Here is a 14,455-nt window from a genome sequence, read left to right as displayed (position 1 = left end):
CTGGAACCCGAAGATGAAGCCGTACATTTTCGGCGATCGTAACAACATCCACATCATCGACCTGGCTCAGACCGTTCCGATGCTGTCGCGCGCCCTGCAGGTCGTGTCCGACACCGTTGCTCGTGGCGGCCGCGTTCTCTTCGTTGGCACCAAACGTCAGGCTTCCGAGCTGATCGCTGACTCGGCCAAGCGTTCTGCCCAGTACTACGTCAATTCGCGTTGGCTCGGCGGCATGATGACGAACTGGAAGACGATCTCCAACTCGATCCAGCGCCTGCGCAAGCTCGACGAAATCCTGTCGTCCGAGCAGTCCGGCTACTCCAAGAAGGAGCGCCTAAACCTCGAGCGCGAGCGCGCAAAGCTCGACAGGACCCTCGGCGGTATCAAGGACATGGGCGGTACGCCGGACCTGATGTTCATCATCGACACCAACAAGGAAAAGATCGCCATCGACGAAGCCAAGCGTCTCGGCATCCCTGTCGTTGCCATTATCGACTCGAACTGCGATCCGGACCTGATCGACTATCCGATCCCGGGCAACGACGACGCTTCGCGCGCCATCGCTCTGTACTGCGACCTGATCGCCCGCGCTGCGATCGACGGTATCGCCCGTCAGCAAAACTCATCAGATCAGGAGGCTGCTGCTCCGCTGGGCCACGAGAATAGCCTGGCGCTCGCTTTTGAAGCCTGATCAGATCTGGCGCGGCTAACGCAACCAAGGTCACAGCCGCGAGTTGGTAAGCCAATTTGGGTCGATATCCATCGAAGGTTTCGGCCCCATCGCCTCGAGGCGTCCTGATAGGCCGAGGGGCTCACCCCCAGCATCGACCGGACCGTTACGGCCGCCGCCATCAGCTCGCAATCACCCCGCCCTGCCCGTAACTCGAAACCTCCGGACACGCTCTCAGAACCAGTCCCAGCGGGAACGCCTTTAGCGGCTCGGCCATACATAACGGCAAAAATAAGCACGTTTGCGGCGATCAAAAATCCCACGGGTTGACAAGATCGAGACCCGCCGTTTCAAAATCCTTGAGATTGCGCGTGGCCAGTCGTGCGCCGTTCACGCGAGCGACTGCGGCGATCATTCCATCGGGTGCCGACATTGGGCGGCCCTGACGCGCCGCTTGCCCCATGATTTCTCCGTAGGCAAGTGCTGCTTCTTCCGTCAGGACAAACATCCGATCGGCAAATCGGCGGCGCCATTCGGCCAGCCCTTGTTCCAAGCGGTCCGCCCTCTGGTCCGGCTTGATCTTTTGGATACCGAAAGCGATCTCGGCGACTGTCACGGTGGGCAGGGCCAATTCGGCGTCGAACCGAACCAGCCATGCCATCACGGCTTCGTTAGGATCCTTCCTCAACGTCTCAGAGACGACATTCGTATCGAGGAATATCAAAGCTCGATGCCCTGATTCGGATGACGGCTTTCTTGAATGACAGCTTCCAGATCGATGTCCGTGGCAGCTTGCGCGTTTACGCGTGCATAGAAGGCGGACGCAGGCTCACGCCCCGCCTCGCGTGTCTCGTAGGCTTCAAGCGCACGTTCGACCACTTCAGCGATCGAACGATTTTCGCGACGCGCCAGACGGTGAGCCAAATCCCGCGCCTTGGAACTGCGAACAGAAAGTTGTGGTGCGGCCATTGCGATCTCCTTTGGAGGCAATATAAGGCACCGCAGTTCTGCCATCAAGATGGCAGATGACGGCTTGCCATCATCCTATGGAGCATTTATCGGTCCTGCCACGCGTTATACCTTTTTCCTAAAAAGGTATAACGCGACGGCCCAAACGCCCTTGCAGCCAGTCACGTCACCAGTTATACCTTTTTGGGAAAAAGGTATAACGCACTGGTGAATTCATGAAGCCAATCGACCTCATGTACCAGACGATGCTTGCCGAGCTCGGCCAGCGATCGCGCGATGCTGCCTGGACGGCCGATTTCCCAGCGGAGGGACGGTTCACGCCGGTGACCGTCAAGGATAGGAAATACTGGTATTTCGACATTCCCGACGGGCAGGGCGGGAGGGCCCGCCGTTACGTCGGGCCTGCCGAAGATTCAGATGTCGCACAGCGTGTCGCAGCCCACAAGGTCGAGAAGGACGATCTGAAAGCGCGCAGGCGAATCGTGTCGTCTCTGACCCGCGAGGGCGGAATGATCGCGCCCGACGCCATGACCGGAGATGTGGTCGAGGCCTTGGCAGCGGGCGGTCTCTTCCGGTTACGCGGCGTATTGATCGGAACGGTCGCGTTCCAGACCTATAGCGGTCTCTTGGGCGTTCGCTTGCCGATGGCCTCCATTCTGACCGGGGACGCGGACATCGCTCAGGATTACGCGATTTCATCCGAGGTCGAGGACAGCCTTCCGCCAATCCTCGATCTGCTGCAGCGGATCGATCCCTCCTTTAGGGCCGTTCCACACCGCTCGGGTGCAGCGGCCTCGTCGGCGTTTCAGACTTCGACCGGCTATAGGGTCGAATTCCTGACCTCAAACCGCGGAACCGACGACTATCTCGACCTGCCCGCAAAGATGCCGGCGCTGGGCGGAGCCAGCGCCGATCCTTTACGCTTCCTCGACTTCCTCATCCGCGACCCTGTGAGGACGATGCTCCTTCACAAGAGCGGCGTGCCCGTAACGGTTCCCGATCCGTCGCGCTATGCCGTTCATAAGCTGATCGTCGCCGGCCGCAGGCATGCCGACGGGCAAGCAGCCGTCAAGCGGGACAAAGATATCTGCCAAGCCGCACTTCTCTTCGAGGCCCTCTTACAGACGAGACGGGCAACGGACCTCGCCCTCGTCTATAACGAGGCTTGGGAACGCGGTGCGGCGTGGCAATATGCAATCCGCGCCGGCGCAGCCATGCTTGATCAAGACGACCGAGACAGGCTGACAACATGTCTGTTGAAGGGCTCAAAGGACGCGGGAGAGCAAGTCGTCCTGCCTTTCGACATATAATCCTGCCAGTAGATTCCAACCCATGTACGCTCGCCATCGAACAGATCCGGAAAACCGACAAGCTCTGCTCTTCGAGGGGAAAAATTGAAGCCGATAACCCCAAAAGCCGATGAGGAGTTGCTTCGTCGCGCAACCGAACTTGATGCGCTCGAGGCAATCCTGCCCTTTAATCGGGGCGATCAACTTGCAGGACTTCTGACGGATGACGACGTCGCCACGCTCAAGCACCTGGCGCAGGAGGGGATGGGCGAAAACACGCTGCGTGCGCTCGCTTTAGACCTCGGCTATCTCGAGGAATGGGGCACGGCTTGCAACCGGGTCTCCCCTGCCCTGGTCGGCGCCGGAAGCGATGCTGTTGAAGTTCGTTGCGCATCATCTCTGGGATCCGGTCAAGCGCGCCGCCGACGCAACACATGGCATGCCGCCAGATGTCGAACAGCGCCTGCGCGATACAGGGGTGTTGAAAGCTCTCGGACCGCATGCCCCTGACACGGTCCGTCGCCGCCTGACCTCCTGGTCGATCCTCACACGCTGGCGTGGCATGACGGAAAGCTTCTCCAGTCCAGCCCTCAAGACAGCGCTGAGGCTTGCCGTCAGAGCCTCCGATCGGCCGCGCCGGCGCGAGAGCGCGAAAGCCGTAACAGGAGACGTGCTGGCGCAGTTGCTCGTCACATGCCACGGCGACGGCCTCGTCGCAATGCGCGATCGGGCGTTATTGCTCCTGGCCTTCGCCTCCGGTGGACGCAGGCGGTGCGAAGTCGCCGGCCTTCGCGTCGAAGACTTGGTCGAGGACGATCCTGTACCGCAGGATCCGGCCGAAGCCACCTCGCCTACCCTCCCTTGCCTCATTATCCGGCTCGGGCGAACCAAGAACGCCACTGCCGATGACGACGAGACGGTGCTCTTGATCAGCCGGCCGGTAATTGCGCTGAGGGACTGGCTCAATGCGGCGGGAATTGTCGCCGGTCCGGTGTTTCGGCCGATCGACCAATGGGGCAATGTCAGCCCTCGCGCCCTCACCGGCCAATCTGTCAACCTGATCCTCAAGACACGGTGCGGCCAAGCGGGTCTCGATCCCTCTTCATTTTCGGCCCACGGCCTGCGATCGGGATTTCTGACGGAGGCGCAAATGCGCGGAACCCGCTCCTCGAAGCGATGGAACAGTCGCGGCACAAGTCGATCAATCAGGCAGCCGGCTATTACAACAGTTCATCCAGGCGCAGCTGCCGGGCGGTTCGGCTGATATCGCGCGGCCTTGTTCCTTCGGCGGAACACAGAGGAAGCCCGACGAACGGATTGACCCGTCTCACCAATGCACATGGTCCGTCGGACGTTCTATAACTCACCGGCGAGAAGGTATGGCGCCGCCCTAAAAGAACCTGCGCTGTCGATGCGAAGAAAACTTCCCGATTCCCCGCAGCGAATGGGGCGCCAAACAGATGAGGATGTCGAGAAAACCGAATGTTCGGACCGGGTTGATCTCGCAGAATGCGAAGGCTAGTTTGCCGCTCCACAATAAGCGCAAACACAAGAGGATATCATGCCGACTGGCAAGGTTAAGTTTTTCAATCAGGACAAGGGCTTTGGCTTCATCACGCCGGAAAGCGGAGGACCTGATGTCTTCGTCCACGTCTCCTCGCTGGAGTACGGCGATGCGCTGAAGGAAGGCCAGAGCGTCTCTTACGATCTCGGCCAGGACCGGAAGACCGGCAAGTCGAAGGCGGAAAATGTCAGATCGCTCTGATCTGCACGAGATTCATTTTCGCGAAAGACAACTGATCGCGGGGCGCCCATCAAGGCGCCCCGCTTGTTTAAGAGCTTTACGCCTGTCGAGCGAATTGCTGCCCGGACAGACCCGTCAGTGCTTGGTGACGCCCGCGACAGCCTTGGCAGCTTTCGGCGGTGGAGTTGTCGTTGGAACGCTCTGCGCGCCACCCTTGGATTTGCTTGCGACCTTTGGCTTTGCCGCTTTGTCGGCGCTTGTGGCCTTCTTCGCGCGCGGCTTCTTGGCCGGCTGACTGTCTGCGTCGGCACTCGCAGCGATTTCCTGAAATGCCTGAAGCCAATGCTTCATATCCTCTCCGTCTGGCCGGCCTTCGCGCTCCCAGATTTCATAGGCGCGCTGTCTGATACGGTTTTCTTTTGCTGGCATCGTCGTCCTCCCCTTACTCATCCTATCCGGATGAGACAGATGGCGCGTCATCCCGCGGCGACAACGGTGGCGCATGTTTTTCTCGGCCGGGCCGCCATCACGAAATCGCGATTGCCGGATTCATCCCGAAGCTTGCTGCGACGTCATGCCGGTCAGCCCCCTCCCCTCCTCAGGTTTCGGCTCGCCACGGGCCGGCTCGATCGTTTCAGACCACGTTAACCATGTTTGCGAAGCGCATGGCTTTTAGAAATCCAGCGGTTCACGACTGCAGCTGGAAAAACAGGCCCATCTCATCATGCCCTTTCGTCCCGCCCAAGCCCTCTGGTCATGGGATCTCTTGAACCCCTGTCGCATTATTGTGCTGCTTCAACAAGGACCGTGTCATGGACCATCAGACCCTTCCCGCGATCACTTTCCCCTTTGCATCTTTCACTCTTGTCTGGTGGCAAACGAAAGCCTGATGGATCACACTTGCCGGAAATTCGGGATCCGATTGTAGCCGAGGGCGGAAAGGCTGCCGACGTCCATCACTGCGGCAGGACCGCCCTAGCCGGTGCCGGCATGCCTGCTCCCAATCCCGTTGCTGCGATAAAGCGCCATCAGCATGGGACCGAGCGCAAACTCCCCGCGCTCCGCACGCCTCGTCAGGTCGCGCAGATAACCGCCGGCCGAATTGATGTGGCCTCCGCGCTCCAGGATGCAGGCCGATCACGGTCGCCGCATTTTCCGCGCCCATCGTTTCGCAGGCATCCTGATAGGCAGACGGGCTGACGCCGAGCATCGAGTGGACGACGACAGCCGCCGCCATCAGATCGCGCCAACTGCCGATCGCGCCGCCGGCCGCATAGTCGGATATTTGCGGGCAGGCCTGCAGGACGAGCCCGAGCGGGAAGGACTTCAGGTGGCTACTGGTCTGTCCCCTCCCCGTTTTTCCGCAATGCGCCGGCTGCTGTCTTGCTGCCCTCTCGTCTCGGCATTCCGCCCGTTGTTGTCCTCGGCCTTCGTGCCCAGCTTCGTTCTGAAGCCAGGTTCAAGTTCAGAAATAGAGTCGGGTTTTGAATTCTGTATGTGCCGCTCACTGTGAACGGCATTGCCGCCTGTTTTTCTGGAATCCAACAAGTTTTCCAACTGGTTGACCACATCTGTCGGTTTGCATTTAATCGTGAGATTCCGCCCCAACACTTTCAACAAGGGGAGCGGGAAAAACTTGGGGAGCACGCTGCAAGATTTAGCTTTGCCTTCTTAAGTCGACCATCCGCTACAGCGGCTCGGACTTGAAGAACCCGATGAGCGCCAATCGGCGACCAACGCATCTGACGCTTGTTGTTCATGCGGGCATTGACGAGGCTGTTGGCGGCACTTTCAGCCGGCGAACTGGATATCGGCAGGCCGGACCAGTATCGCCGACAGTAGTTGACGATAGAAGCTTCATTCTGGAGCAGGTAAGTGTGAAGATTGCCAATCAGCTCGTAGAGGCGCCTGATTTTGCCAAGGGTGTCGCGAAATCCGGGATGCTGATCCAAATGGGCAAGCATCTGTTTTACGGCCTCGCTTGCCTCTCGGACATATCCACTCCATAGGAGATGTCGAAGCCTGGGCACATGGATCGCGACGTCTCGAAGATAGACGTTCAGATCCTGGAGATACTTGATGCCCTCCCAGGCCTGTTCAATATGCCGCAGACGCATCGATAGATGAAACCAGTCAAGAATATGCGTAACGGGCTGGCGTGTTGCGCTGACGACGATGTTTTGCAAGCCGACTTCTCCATCGCTGAAAACACCGACGTCTCGGCCGGGCAGCCATCCCTGTGCGCGCAACGCCGCGCGAACGATATCGTGTTTGCCGGTGGCGATATGCGGCGCGCCGGCAAACTGGCGCGGTGCTCGGCCTTCCGAAGCAACGCGTCCCGTCGCGATCTCGAAATGCCGGCTTTGATAGCCGGGAACCGCGCGAATGTAGGCGCCATCGATGAAAACGGAAACGGGAGACTTGCCGGCGCGACTGAGACGATAGGGGCTCGCGACGTCCCACTTTTCGATCTAATCGGCAACCTTGGCCAGCCGGTTACTTAGCGTCCGGTGATTGTGGACTCTTGCGGTGGGCAAAAAGATATCAAGTACACGAGCTGCTTCTCGAAAGGACAAACGGGAGCCGAGTTCTGCCTGAATTCGCTCCAATTCCGGCGTTGCTCTTCCATTCAACAGGGTCGGGGCGCAATCGGTGGCCAGTCTTGCGCTCGATCCGCATTCGCGGCGTCGCCACCGTGGCACGCGCACACGACAAAGGCCGAAGAGCGAATGGATCGTACGGGATCTGTAATCGTGAACCTGGCGAGAGCAATCGCAGTGCGGGCACTTCCGATCACGCTGGACGGCCTGATCCGTCTGAAACTGCGTCAGCTCCTTCTGCAGATGCAGCTGAATTTCTTTGGCGTCTTCGAGGGAAAGGCCAAAATCGTCGAGACGAGCATCATCGACACTTCGCTTAACGTTGGCAATCTCGCGACGCTGTCGAACGCCGTCCACCCCCACAAGCTCGACGGAGATGATCATCTTAAATTGTGCGGTCAACGAGTACCCTTTCCAAAAAACACTCGATTACCTGGATATCCTTACCCCCACGTTTTTCCCACTCTCAAAACAACGGCTGCAATCTCACGGTTAACTGCCAAACGACATCAAGGGCGACCGCAGCTTGGTCTAGTGTTGACCAAGCTGCGGCGTCTGCGGTAAACTTGGGCTCGATATTAATGTCGCGATCGTTTCCCTGCCGCCCACGACAGCATGTGGTCTGGAGTTTTTAATGACCGTCAAAGTCAAGGTCGGCGAGGCCAAAACGCATCTTTCCGAGCTGCTCGCAAAGGTCGAGGCGGGTGAGGAAGTGATCATTTCACGCGGCAATACGCCCATTGCACGGTTGTCGCGTATCCGGAGTGAGAACGATATCGATGCCGTCATTGCTGAGATCAAGGCGATGCGCTCGACCCTTCAGCCCACGACGCAAGCGGAGATCCGTGAATGGCGCGACGAGGGCCGGCGGTACTAATGTCCTTCGTCCTCGATGCTTCGATCGCCGCAGCCTGGTTTCTGCCAGACGAGCAGAATGACGCTGCCGACAGGTTGATGTCCGAACTTCGAGCAGGCCCGGCGCTTGTGCCAGCGCTGTTCTGGTTTGAGATCCGAAACCTTTTCCTGATGGCCGAGCGGCGTGGTCGGCTTCGACCCGGAGACGCCCCTTTGCTGATGGGCCAGTTGCGCAGGCTGTCATTGGAGGACGCCGGATCGGGAAACGACCCTGCTGTGCTCGACCTTGCGACGCGTCACATGCTGAGCGCTTACGATGCCAGTTATCTGGATCTCGCAAAGACGGTCGATCTTCCGTTGGCGACTGGCGATCGGAAAATGGCCGCGGCGGCCCGCAACGAAGGTGTTATGCTCGTTGGGCCACTTGCGGATGAGCGGTAATCAGCCATTGGCGGCCTTGGGGCTGATGCGGAACCAGTATCGATAGTGATGGATTTGAGTGGGGGGGCACGAGCGGCCATAATTCCATGCAGGAGAGTCACACCGGACTGATCAAAGCCCGGGCTGCGCTGAAGTACGTGACGGCGCCTTGAGAGACGTTTGCCGTGGCGTGTGCCCTGTTCCAGACGTTCAGGGCTGTTCCGCATCGCTCGGGTGCTGCGGCAACGGACCTCGCCCTCGTCTATAACGAGGCCTGGGAACGCGGAGCTACGTGGCAAAGTGCAATCCGCGCCGGCGCCGCCATGCTCGGTCAAGACGACCAAGACAGGCTGAAAACATGCCTGTTGAAGGGTTCAAGGGACATGGGAGAGGACGTCGTCTTATCTTTCGACGTATAATCCTTTCAACAGACTCGAACCTGTGCATGCTCGCCATCGAACAGATCCGGGAACCCGACAGGCCTTGCTTCGCGAGGGAAAAATTTGAAACCGACAACCATACGCCCGCGTTTCGACCGACAAGCAGCTCATGCCACGCTGGGACCAACAATTAGGAAACAGGGTAAAGGAAAAGTCGATCGGCTAGCGGAAGCCCCGCCGACCTCAGGCGGCACTACAATCGGCGCCCCGCCTCCAAAATCGCTCGAACCTCTGCAATCGTCGAGCCTCATTCATCGAGTTTCCTGATATCGGTTATCGCCGAGCCCTAGGAATAGATCATCGAGTGGACCCATCAGACCTTCCATTTCGGTTCGGCTCAATCGTGCCACGAATGCTCTCACTAGTCTTTTGTCTGACGGGATTCCCGCTGGCTATATGGGCGGGTTGCAATCCCGTTTGTAGTCATGCCCATGTCAATTTGAAACTGCGTGGATATGCGTCTGATGGACGATCTGCTGCTTCTCGCGGATGAGATTCAGGAAAGCCCGCTCATCCAGGTTTTCGGCATCAAGCCCGTCCCAGTCGAGCGCCGTCTGCATGAGCGCCATATCCATCAGGCGTACGAGATCCATCAGCTGCAATGATGAAGCACTGTCTCTTGCTGCTGAGATGAGGCGGAAGAGCCGCAGGAATCCCATCGGCTCATTGCTGTCAATCACATCAGGAATTGCATCGGCCATAGCCCTAATTTGCCTCCAAGCTTGGCAAAAATTTCGAGATCGAGCAGGCCCTCCTGCATCGCTTCCGAAACGAAATACTGAATCGGGTCTTACCCGTGGCAAAACGCTAACACACCCTATCAGTTGCGTAAATGACCCAATTAGATCGATTTAAACCTCGAAAATACTGTCACTTAATTGATAATCCGAAATGAAAAAAACATCCTAATGGTAGTATTTCGGAGGAACCAGCGACCGGAATGGACGCTCGCGATCGTTAACTGCGACTTCTCAGCACCGATAAGCTGTCATTCTTCAACAATTGCCCGTAATCCCCGATTAAGTATATTGTTGCGCCTCCACTAATTCGCGAGGCGGTCGTGAACAAAGCCTTCCCTCCTCTTCCATTCGGCAGCGAACGCGCCGATCTGGATAAATCGCCACTTGAAATCAGGGGCCTGCTTTCGCGGCCGATCTGGCGCGAACTCAGGACCTTTCTGGCGGTCGCCAAAAGCCCTTCCTTTGCTCAAGCCGCTGAGCTGCTCGGCACCAGTGCGCCGACCGTCAGCCGTGATGTGAAGCGCCTTCAGGACCAGATCGGTTCGCAACTCGTCATCTCGACCTTTTCCGGCGTCACGCTGACGGAAACCGGACGCAAGCTCGCCATTCAGGTTGCAGAGCTCGATTTCCAGCTGTTTTCCCTTTCCAACGACCTGAAGGATGAGATGGACGCCGTCACCGGACGGGTTGCCGTCAGCGTGACCTCCGGCCTTGCCGTTGCCATCGTCGCTCCCGCCGTGCCCAGGCTGAACGACAACTATCCGCGCCTCAATCTCGATATTCGCGAACAGGTGTCGCTCGTCAATTTCGAGAAGAACCAGGCTGATCTGATGATCTCGCTCTCTCCGATTTCGAGGGCAGATGTCGATTGCGTCGAGATCGGTACTCTTCATCTCATTCCGATCGCCAGCCGTGATTATCTGAAGAAATCCGGTGTTCCGCAGCGCCAGTTCATCTCCCAGCACGTCTATGTGCAGTGTAACTACTATGCTTCCGAACGCGAGATCTGGGATGGCTGGCGCGGCCTCGTCGAAGCCGGCCACCAGACCCACAACTGCGAGAATTCGCTTGCCTATTTTGCTCTCGTACGCAACGGCGCCGGCGTGGGGTTGCTCGGTAATTATGTGCTCGCAGATCCCGAACTCGTGCCGCTCGAGCTCGGCGTACATGTCGCCTTGCCCGTCTATCTGACCTCGGTTGCCAATCGCCGGCAATCGAGACCAGTGGCCGCCGTCTATGACTGGATCGTCGATATTTTCAGGACCAACCCGTCTTTCGAAAGCAGATTGACCTTCCCGTCCGGGCGGCACGAACAGGAAGAGAGCTTGCGCAAGATGCTCGAAACTATCGCTCCTCCGCCGCCTTCACAATTTGGCTGAGCTCTTCCGAGATCGAAAGATAGGCATTCGCGACATCCTCCAGGAAGCCGGCGAGTTCGACCGGCTGCACTGTCGGATCATTGATGAGACGACGCACCATTTCGGTGTGTAGTTTCGTGCGCGTGAGAATTTCCTCCTGCAGCGCAGCCGTTGCTGACATGTCGCCCGCGTTGTCAAAACCTGCCATTGTTATGCTGTCTCAAACGAACTCGGCGCGTCCCATTGACCTTCGATGCGCAACAGCATGGCGCTGCTGCTTTCCATGGTAATCGGATCAGATGACGCGGGGATCGTGCCAACAACGGTCAGATAGGGCTCCGGATGGCCGGCGATTTCCACCGGCGGGCTGTCAACGATCTCCAGATCGAAGAGGATGGTCCATAGCCGCGCGAGGCGCTGCTCGGCCTGGGTCAGAACCTTCGTATAGCCCTTGCGCGCTACATGATCGAAGGTCATTTGAATGCAACGCTTAACCGTAAAAGGGTGTCGGTACTTTTCGCGGAAGCAGGTTCGTTCATATTTGGCAAAGTCAGCGAACCAGCGGATGCGAAGCGAACCAACCGGCTCTTCGCCATCATAAAAGACGAAATGCGTGGCCTGGTGATCATTACCGTCGAAGATGAAGGAGGGCGAGATACCGTGCTCATGGACAAAGCAGATGCTTCTCAAGATCATCGCATCCCGAACATGGTCCGGGGTCGTTGCGACTTGGCATCGAAGATTGGGATATTTGTTCACCATCGGTCGGCCTCATTGTCTGTACAACCCACTTCAACCGCAGAACGCGTGCTGCGCGAAGGACGAAGATTTCAGGGGGCATTTCAAAAATGACAGACCCTACCGAGCCGATGGCAATCATCATTGCTCTCTGCGCCGAAGGTGCGCGCCGCTTCGGCGACGATCCACGGGCCATTGCGAGCTTCGTCGAACATGAAATCGCCTTGATGTCGGAGGCAGAACAGCGACACCTCAAAGAACAACTGACGCTTTTGACAGATGGCGGTGGATCTCAAAAGCCGATCATGTAAAGAGAACCTGCAAGATCTGCAGTCGACGGAAGTATTCTCAAGGATAGGTATGAAAGATCAGGAACTGAATTTGGCAATCGGCCAGAGATTACGCTCGGTGCGCGCCGCTCGCGGCGTCACCCAGAGCGAACTCGCTGCGCATATCGGCGTCGCGTTTCAGCAGATCCAGAAATACGAGAATGGTACAAACCGCCTGTCCGTCGCGGTCATGCTGCGGCTATGCGACTTCATGAAGGTGGATGCCGGCTGGTTCATCAACGGCATCGAAACCGAGGCGGGCGCTGGCGTCGAGGACGAGGCAGCCTATCTTGCCAGGGAAATCGAGCGCATCTCGGATCTGAAGATCCGACGCGATCTGACAATGCTGATCCACTCCCTGGCCGCCACCGATGTGGCGAACTGACCCGTATCCAGCAAGGAAACCAGCGGAAATCCATTTGCCTCCAGCGCGCCTGCTTTGAGCGGCCTCGCAGGCAAGCTGCGAGGCCGAAGCGTCCCTGACAGCCTCAGGCGGCGTTCGGATAACGCGCAGCGTACCAGGTCTTGAACAGGCGATACTGGTTTTCGAGGTGACGGCGCTGCGAGTTGCTCAGCTTGTCGGTGTCATTGAAGTGCAGCGTGTATTCCTTCTCGCCGTTCAGCACCATCAGATACTTGTAGTGCAGCACGAGATCTGGACCTTCATCATAGGTCGACAGAACCATCAGCGCCTCTTCGAGCTCGCGGGCGGCGCTGCGGGCGACCGCATCACCCTTGGCTGCCTGTTCGCAGAGCGAAACGAGATGCAGCACCTCCTTCGGCAGCGCGTTGCCGATGCCGGTGATGGCCCCGCCCGCGCCGCAATTGACGAAGCCGTGATAGACGCCGGTATCGACACCGACCATCAGCGTCAGCGCATCATCGCCCGACGTGATGTTTTCGGCCGCATAGGTCATGTCGCTCTTGCCGCCGAACTCCTTGAAGCCGACGAGGTTCGAAAAGCGCGAACGCAGATCGAAGAACAGATCGGCGCGCGTCGCAAAGCCGTAATAGGGGCTGTTGTAGATGACCGCCGGCAGGCCCTTGGCCGCTTCGAGGATCGCCGAGAAATGGTCCCGCTGGGCCGAAACGGACGAACCGCGCGACAGGACGCGGGGGATGACCATCAGCCCCTTGGCGCCGACGGCCGCAGCATGGGCGGCATGGGCGACGGCCGACTTGGTGTTGACGGCACCGGTGCCGACGATAACGGGAACACCTGCCTCGACGAGGCGCTTGACGCCTTCCTGACGCTGCTCATCGGTCAAGAGCGGCCAGTCGCCCATCGAACCGCAATAGACGACGCCGGACATGCCGAGATCGATCAGTTCCTTGCCCTTGCGGGCAAGCGCGTCAAAATTTGGGGTGCGGTCGTCATTGCAGGGCGTCATGAGCGCCGGGATGCAGCCTTGGAATACGGAACCAGTCATCGCCAATCTCTCGTTCTCTGGAAAACTCCCCGGCCAGCGGGGTTGGTAGGGATGTAGCACCTTGCCGACTTATTGTCGACAAGAAAAATACAGAAGGCAAGTTTCGTTCAATGCTGGGCGAGGACCGCTGCTATGGTGCGAGTGTTGTGCTGCGGCTAGAGCGCCAGCTTAGCGTTCTGACGGGAATCGGCAGTGATGTAGGAGCGGATTTGTCCGACGATCTGATCAGCGTGGGCAGATGCCAAGTTGTCGGCCAGCGTCACGTCGCGATTGATGATCGCCTGGATCATCTCTTCGTGCTCGCCGACATATTGGCGCGGCAGCACATCGTTGAAGGAGGAATAGTAGAGCCTCAGAATGCGGCGACCTTCATCCAACAGCCGGGTGAAAAGCTCGACGTAATATCTGTTCCGGCCGGCCTGGGCGATCGCGATATGGAAGTCGCGATTGGTCGAAATCATGCCGACCACATCACGGCTGGTGACCGCGGCCTCGAAAGCCTTCTGCTGCACAAGGATAGCGGCGATATCGCCTTCGGCGTGATTGGCAGCTGCAAGCCGGGTGGTGACGCGGTACATCAACGTCAGAGCATCAAAAAATTCCGGCAGGCCGAGGAAATCGATGTTCGAGACGATCGTCGCGCGGTTGGTGAGCGTGGTGATCAGGCCTTCGGCTGCAAGCCGCACCAAGGCTTCGCGGATCGGCGTGCGCGACAGCGCAAAACGATCCGACAGCTGCTGTTCATCAATCGGGCTGCCCGGCGGCAATTTCAGCTCGATGATCTCGTTTCGAAGCGTCTCATAGACCGTCGATACGCCGGAGCCGCGCCTGTGCGTTTGCAGTTTTTCGGTCTCGTCCACGCGCCCATCGTCC

General features: G+C 58.4%; 17 protein-coding genes and 4 pseudogenes. 10 read left to right on the top strand and 11 right to left on the bottom strand.

Annotated elements, in window-relative coordinates:
* Window positions 1-691, top strand: a 691-nt coding sequence (rpsB, locus tag PMI11_RS30980; RefSeq protein WP_007825371.1) for a 30S ribosomal protein S2, incomplete at its 5' end; no start/stop codon positions are given.
* A gap of 98 nt (window positions 692-789) precedes the next feature.
* Here the strand turns inward: rpsB and repC (PMI11_RS38290) are convergent.
* From repC (PMI11_RS38290) to PMI11_RS30970, 3 genes and pseudogenes are all read right to left on the bottom strand, one after another.
* A pseudogene (gene repC / locus PMI11_RS38290) lies at window positions 790-941 on the bottom strand (replication initiation protein RepC); the annotation flags it as partial.
* Window positions 942-980: 39 nt separating this feature from the next.
* Window positions 981-1,394, bottom strand: coding sequence for a type II toxin-antitoxin system VapC family toxin (locus PMI11_RS30975; RefSeq protein WP_007825369.1), 414 nt, complete (start codon window positions 1,392-1,394; stop codon window positions 981-983).
* Window positions 1,391-1,639: a type II toxin-antitoxin system VapB family antitoxin gene (locus tag PMI11_RS30970; protein WP_007825368.1), complete on the bottom strand. Its 249-nt coding sequence runs from the start codon at window positions 1,637-1,639 to the stop codon at window positions 1,391-1,393. The genes PMI11_RS30975 and PMI11_RS30970 overlap by 4 nt, the downstream gene beginning before the upstream one ends.
* A 215-nt stretch (window positions 1,640-1,854) precedes the next feature.
* Here PMI11_RS30970 and PMI11_RS30965 point away from each other — a divergent pair, with 215 nt between their 5' ends.
* From PMI11_RS30965 to PMI11_RS30955, 3 genes and pseudogenes are all read left to right on the top strand, one after another.
* On the top strand, window positions 1,855-2,949 hold the full coding sequence (locus tag PMI11_RS30965; RefSeq protein WP_007825366.1) for a nucleotidyltransferase family protein: 1,095 nt from the start codon (window positions 1,855-1,857) through the stop codon (window positions 2,947-2,949).
* 93 nt (window positions 2,950-3,042) lie between these two features.
* A pseudogene (locus PMI11_RS30960) lies at window positions 3,043-4,290 on the top strand (site-specific integrase).
* Window positions 4,291-4,489: 199 nt separating this feature from the next.
* Window positions 4,490-4,693 carry a cold-shock protein gene (locus PMI11_RS30955; RefSeq protein WP_007825361.1) on the top strand — a complete coding sequence of 68 codons (204 nt, stop codon included), beginning with the start codon at window positions 4,490-4,492 and terminating at the stop codon, window positions 4,691-4,693.
* Window positions 4,694-4,807: 114 nt separating this feature from the next.
* On the opposite strand, the gene PMI11_RS30950 is transcribed toward PMI11_RS30955, so the two are convergent.
* The 3 genes and pseudogenes from PMI11_RS30950 to PMI11_RS36895 all read right to left on the bottom strand — a co-directional run bounded on the left by PMI11_RS30950 (window position 4,808) and on the right by PMI11_RS36895 (window position 7,674).
* Window positions 4,808-5,101 (bottom strand): DUF2934 domain-containing protein, encoded by a 294-nt coding sequence (locus tag PMI11_RS30950; RefSeq protein WP_007825360.1) that lies wholly within the window; start codon window positions 5,099-5,101, stop codon window positions 4,808-4,810.
* A gap of 546 nt (window positions 5,102-5,647) precedes the next feature.
* Window positions 5,648-6,211, bottom strand: a pseudogene (gene repC / locus PMI11_RS38285) (plasmid replication protein RepC); the annotation flags it as partial.
* A gap of 74 nt (window positions 6,212-6,285) precedes the next feature.
* Window positions 6,286-7,674: pseudogene (locus PMI11_RS36895) on the bottom strand (ISKra4 family transposase).
* A 232-nt stretch (window positions 7,675-7,906) separates the two neighbouring features.
* Between PMI11_RS36895 and PMI11_RS30925 the strand changes: the two are divergent.
* A complete protein-coding gene (locus tag PMI11_RS30925; RefSeq protein WP_007825357.1) occupies window positions 7,907-8,149 on the top strand; it encodes a type II toxin-antitoxin system Phd/YefM family antitoxin in 243 nt (80 codons plus the stop codon).
* Complete coding sequence (locus PMI11_RS30920) at window positions 8,149-8,568, top strand: type II toxin-antitoxin system VapC family toxin (RefSeq protein WP_037072528.1); 420 nt, start codon at window positions 8,149-8,151, stop codon at window positions 8,566-8,568. Before PMI11_RS30925 ends, PMI11_RS30920 begins: the two co-directional genes overlap by 1 nt.
* An 853-nt stretch (window positions 8,569-9,421) precedes the next feature.
* Here PMI11_RS30920 and PMI11_RS30910 read toward each other — a convergent pair.
* Entirely contained in the window at window positions 9,422-9,688 is a 267-nt protein-coding gene (locus tag PMI11_RS30910) for a hypothetical protein (RefSeq protein WP_007825341.1), read from the bottom strand.
* A gap of 359 nt (window positions 9,689-10,047) precedes the next feature.
* Here PMI11_RS30910 and PMI11_RS30905 point away from each other — a divergent pair, with 359 nt between their 5' ends.
* Window positions 10,048-11,106 carry a LysR family transcriptional regulator gene (locus tag PMI11_RS30905; protein ID WP_007825339.1) on the top strand — a complete coding sequence of 353 codons (1,059 nt, stop codon included), beginning with the start codon at window positions 10,048-10,050 and terminating at the stop codon, window positions 11,104-11,106.
* Here PMI11_RS30905 and PMI11_RS30900 read toward each other — a convergent pair.
* Together PMI11_RS30900 and PMI11_RS38280 are read right to left on the bottom strand one after the other, a co-directional pair.
* The gene (locus PMI11_RS30900; protein ID WP_244430728.1) at window positions 11,072-11,266 is read right to left on the bottom strand and encodes a hypothetical protein; all 195 of its coding nucleotides are present in this window, start codon (window positions 11,264-11,266) and stop codon (window positions 11,072-11,074) included. The two genes, PMI11_RS30905 and PMI11_RS30900, sit on opposite strands and share 35 nt — an antisense overlap.
* A 29-nt stretch (window positions 11,267-11,295) precedes the next feature.
* Window positions 11,296-11,562: a hypothetical protein gene (locus PMI11_RS38280; RefSeq protein ID WP_244430727.1), complete on the bottom strand. Its 267-nt coding sequence runs from the start codon at window positions 11,560-11,562 to the stop codon at window positions 11,296-11,298.
* Between PMI11_RS38280 and PMI11_RS38275 the strand changes: the two genes are divergently transcribed.
* Genes PMI11_RS38275 through PMI11_RS30885 form a run of 3 tightly spaced genes read left to right on the top strand, consistent with a single transcriptional unit; the run spans window position 11,548 to window position 12,537 of the window.
* Window positions 11,548-11,937 (top strand): hypothetical protein, encoded by a 390-nt coding sequence (locus tag PMI11_RS38275; protein WP_244430725.1) that lies wholly within the window; start codon window positions 11,548-11,550, stop codon window positions 11,935-11,937. The genes PMI11_RS38280 and PMI11_RS38275 overlap by 15 nt on opposite strands.
* Entirely contained in the window at window positions 11,934-12,134 is a 201-nt protein-coding gene (locus PMI11_RS30890; protein WP_007825333.1) for a hypothetical protein, read from the top strand. Before PMI11_RS38275 ends, PMI11_RS30890 begins: the two co-directional genes overlap by 4 nt.
* Window positions 12,135-12,183: 49 nt before the next feature.
* On the top strand, window positions 12,184-12,537 hold the full coding sequence (locus PMI11_RS30885) for a helix-turn-helix domain-containing protein (protein WP_007825330.1): 354 nt from the start codon (window positions 12,184-12,186) through the stop codon (window positions 12,535-12,537).
* Window positions 12,538-12,640: 103 nt separating this feature from the next.
* On the opposite strand, the gene PMI11_RS30880 is transcribed toward PMI11_RS30885, so the two are convergent.
* Complete coding sequence (locus tag PMI11_RS30880) at window positions 12,641-13,582, bottom strand: dihydrodipicolinate synthase family protein (protein WP_007825329.1); 942 nt, start codon at window positions 13,580-13,582, stop codon at window positions 12,641-12,643.
* A 155-nt stretch (window positions 13,583-13,737) separates the two neighbouring features.
* Complete coding sequence (locus tag PMI11_RS30875) at window positions 13,738-14,442, bottom strand: GntR family transcriptional regulator (RefSeq protein WP_007825328.1); 705 nt, start codon at window positions 14,440-14,442, stop codon at window positions 13,738-13,740.
* Between the last annotated feature and the right edge of the window lie 13 nt (window positions 14,443-14,455).

Source organism: Rhizobium sp. CF142 (assembly GCF_000281145.1).
GTDB lineage: Bacteria > Pseudomonadota > Alphaproteobacteria > Rhizobiales > Rhizobiaceae > Rhizobium.
This window is presented reverse-complemented; position numbering and strand designations above follow the sequence as displayed.

Coding starts and splice junctions, on each gene's coding strand:
- PMI11_RS30910 (WP_007825341.1), bottom strand. CDS start 9,688: ATGGCCGATGCAATTCCTGATGTGATTGACAGCAATGAGCCGATGGGA.
- PMI11_RS30925 (WP_007825357.1), top strand. CDS start 7,907: ATGACCGTCAAAGTCAAGGTCGGCGAGGCCAAAACGCATCTTTCCGAG.
- PMI11_RS30965 (WP_007825366.1), top strand. CDS start 1,855: ATGAAGCCAATCGACCTCATGTACCAGACGATGCTTGCCGAGCTCGGC.
- PMI11_RS30970 (WP_007825368.1), bottom strand. CDS start 1,639: ATGGCCGCACCACAACTTTCTGTTCGCAGTTCCAAGGCGCGGGATTTG.
- PMI11_RS30950 (WP_007825360.1), bottom strand. CDS start 5,101: ATGCCAGCAAAAGAAAACCGTATCAGACAGCGCGCCTATGAAATCTGG.
- PMI11_RS30955 (WP_007825361.1), top strand. CDS start 4,490: ATGCCGACTGGCAAGGTTAAGTTTTTCAATCAGGACAAGGGCTTTGGC.
- PMI11_RS30890 (WP_007825333.1), top strand. CDS start 11,934: ATGACAGACCCTACCGAGCCGATGGCAATCATCATTGCTCTCTGCGCC.
- PMI11_RS30885 (WP_007825330.1), top strand. CDS start 12,184: ATGAAAGATCAGGAACTGAATTTGGCAATCGGCCAGAGATTACGCTCG.
- PMI11_RS38280 (WP_244430727.1), bottom strand. CDS start 11,562: ATGACCTTCGATCATGTAGCGCGCAAGGGCTATACGAAGGTTCTGACC.
- PMI11_RS30920 (WP_037072528.1), top strand. CDS start 8,149: ATGTCCTTCGTCCTCGATGCTTCGATCGCCGCAGCCTGGTTTCTGCCA.
- PMI11_RS38275 (WP_244430725.1), top strand. CDS start 11,548: ATGATCGAAGGTCATTTGAATGCAACGCTTAACCGTAAAAGGGTGTCG.
- PMI11_RS30900 (WP_244430728.1), bottom strand. CDS start 11,266: ATGTCAGCAACGGCTGCGCTGCAGGAGGAAATTCTCACGCGCACGAAA.
- PMI11_RS30880 (WP_007825329.1), bottom strand. CDS start 13,582: ATGACTGGTTCCGTATTCCAAGGCTGCATCCCGGCGCTCATGACGCCC.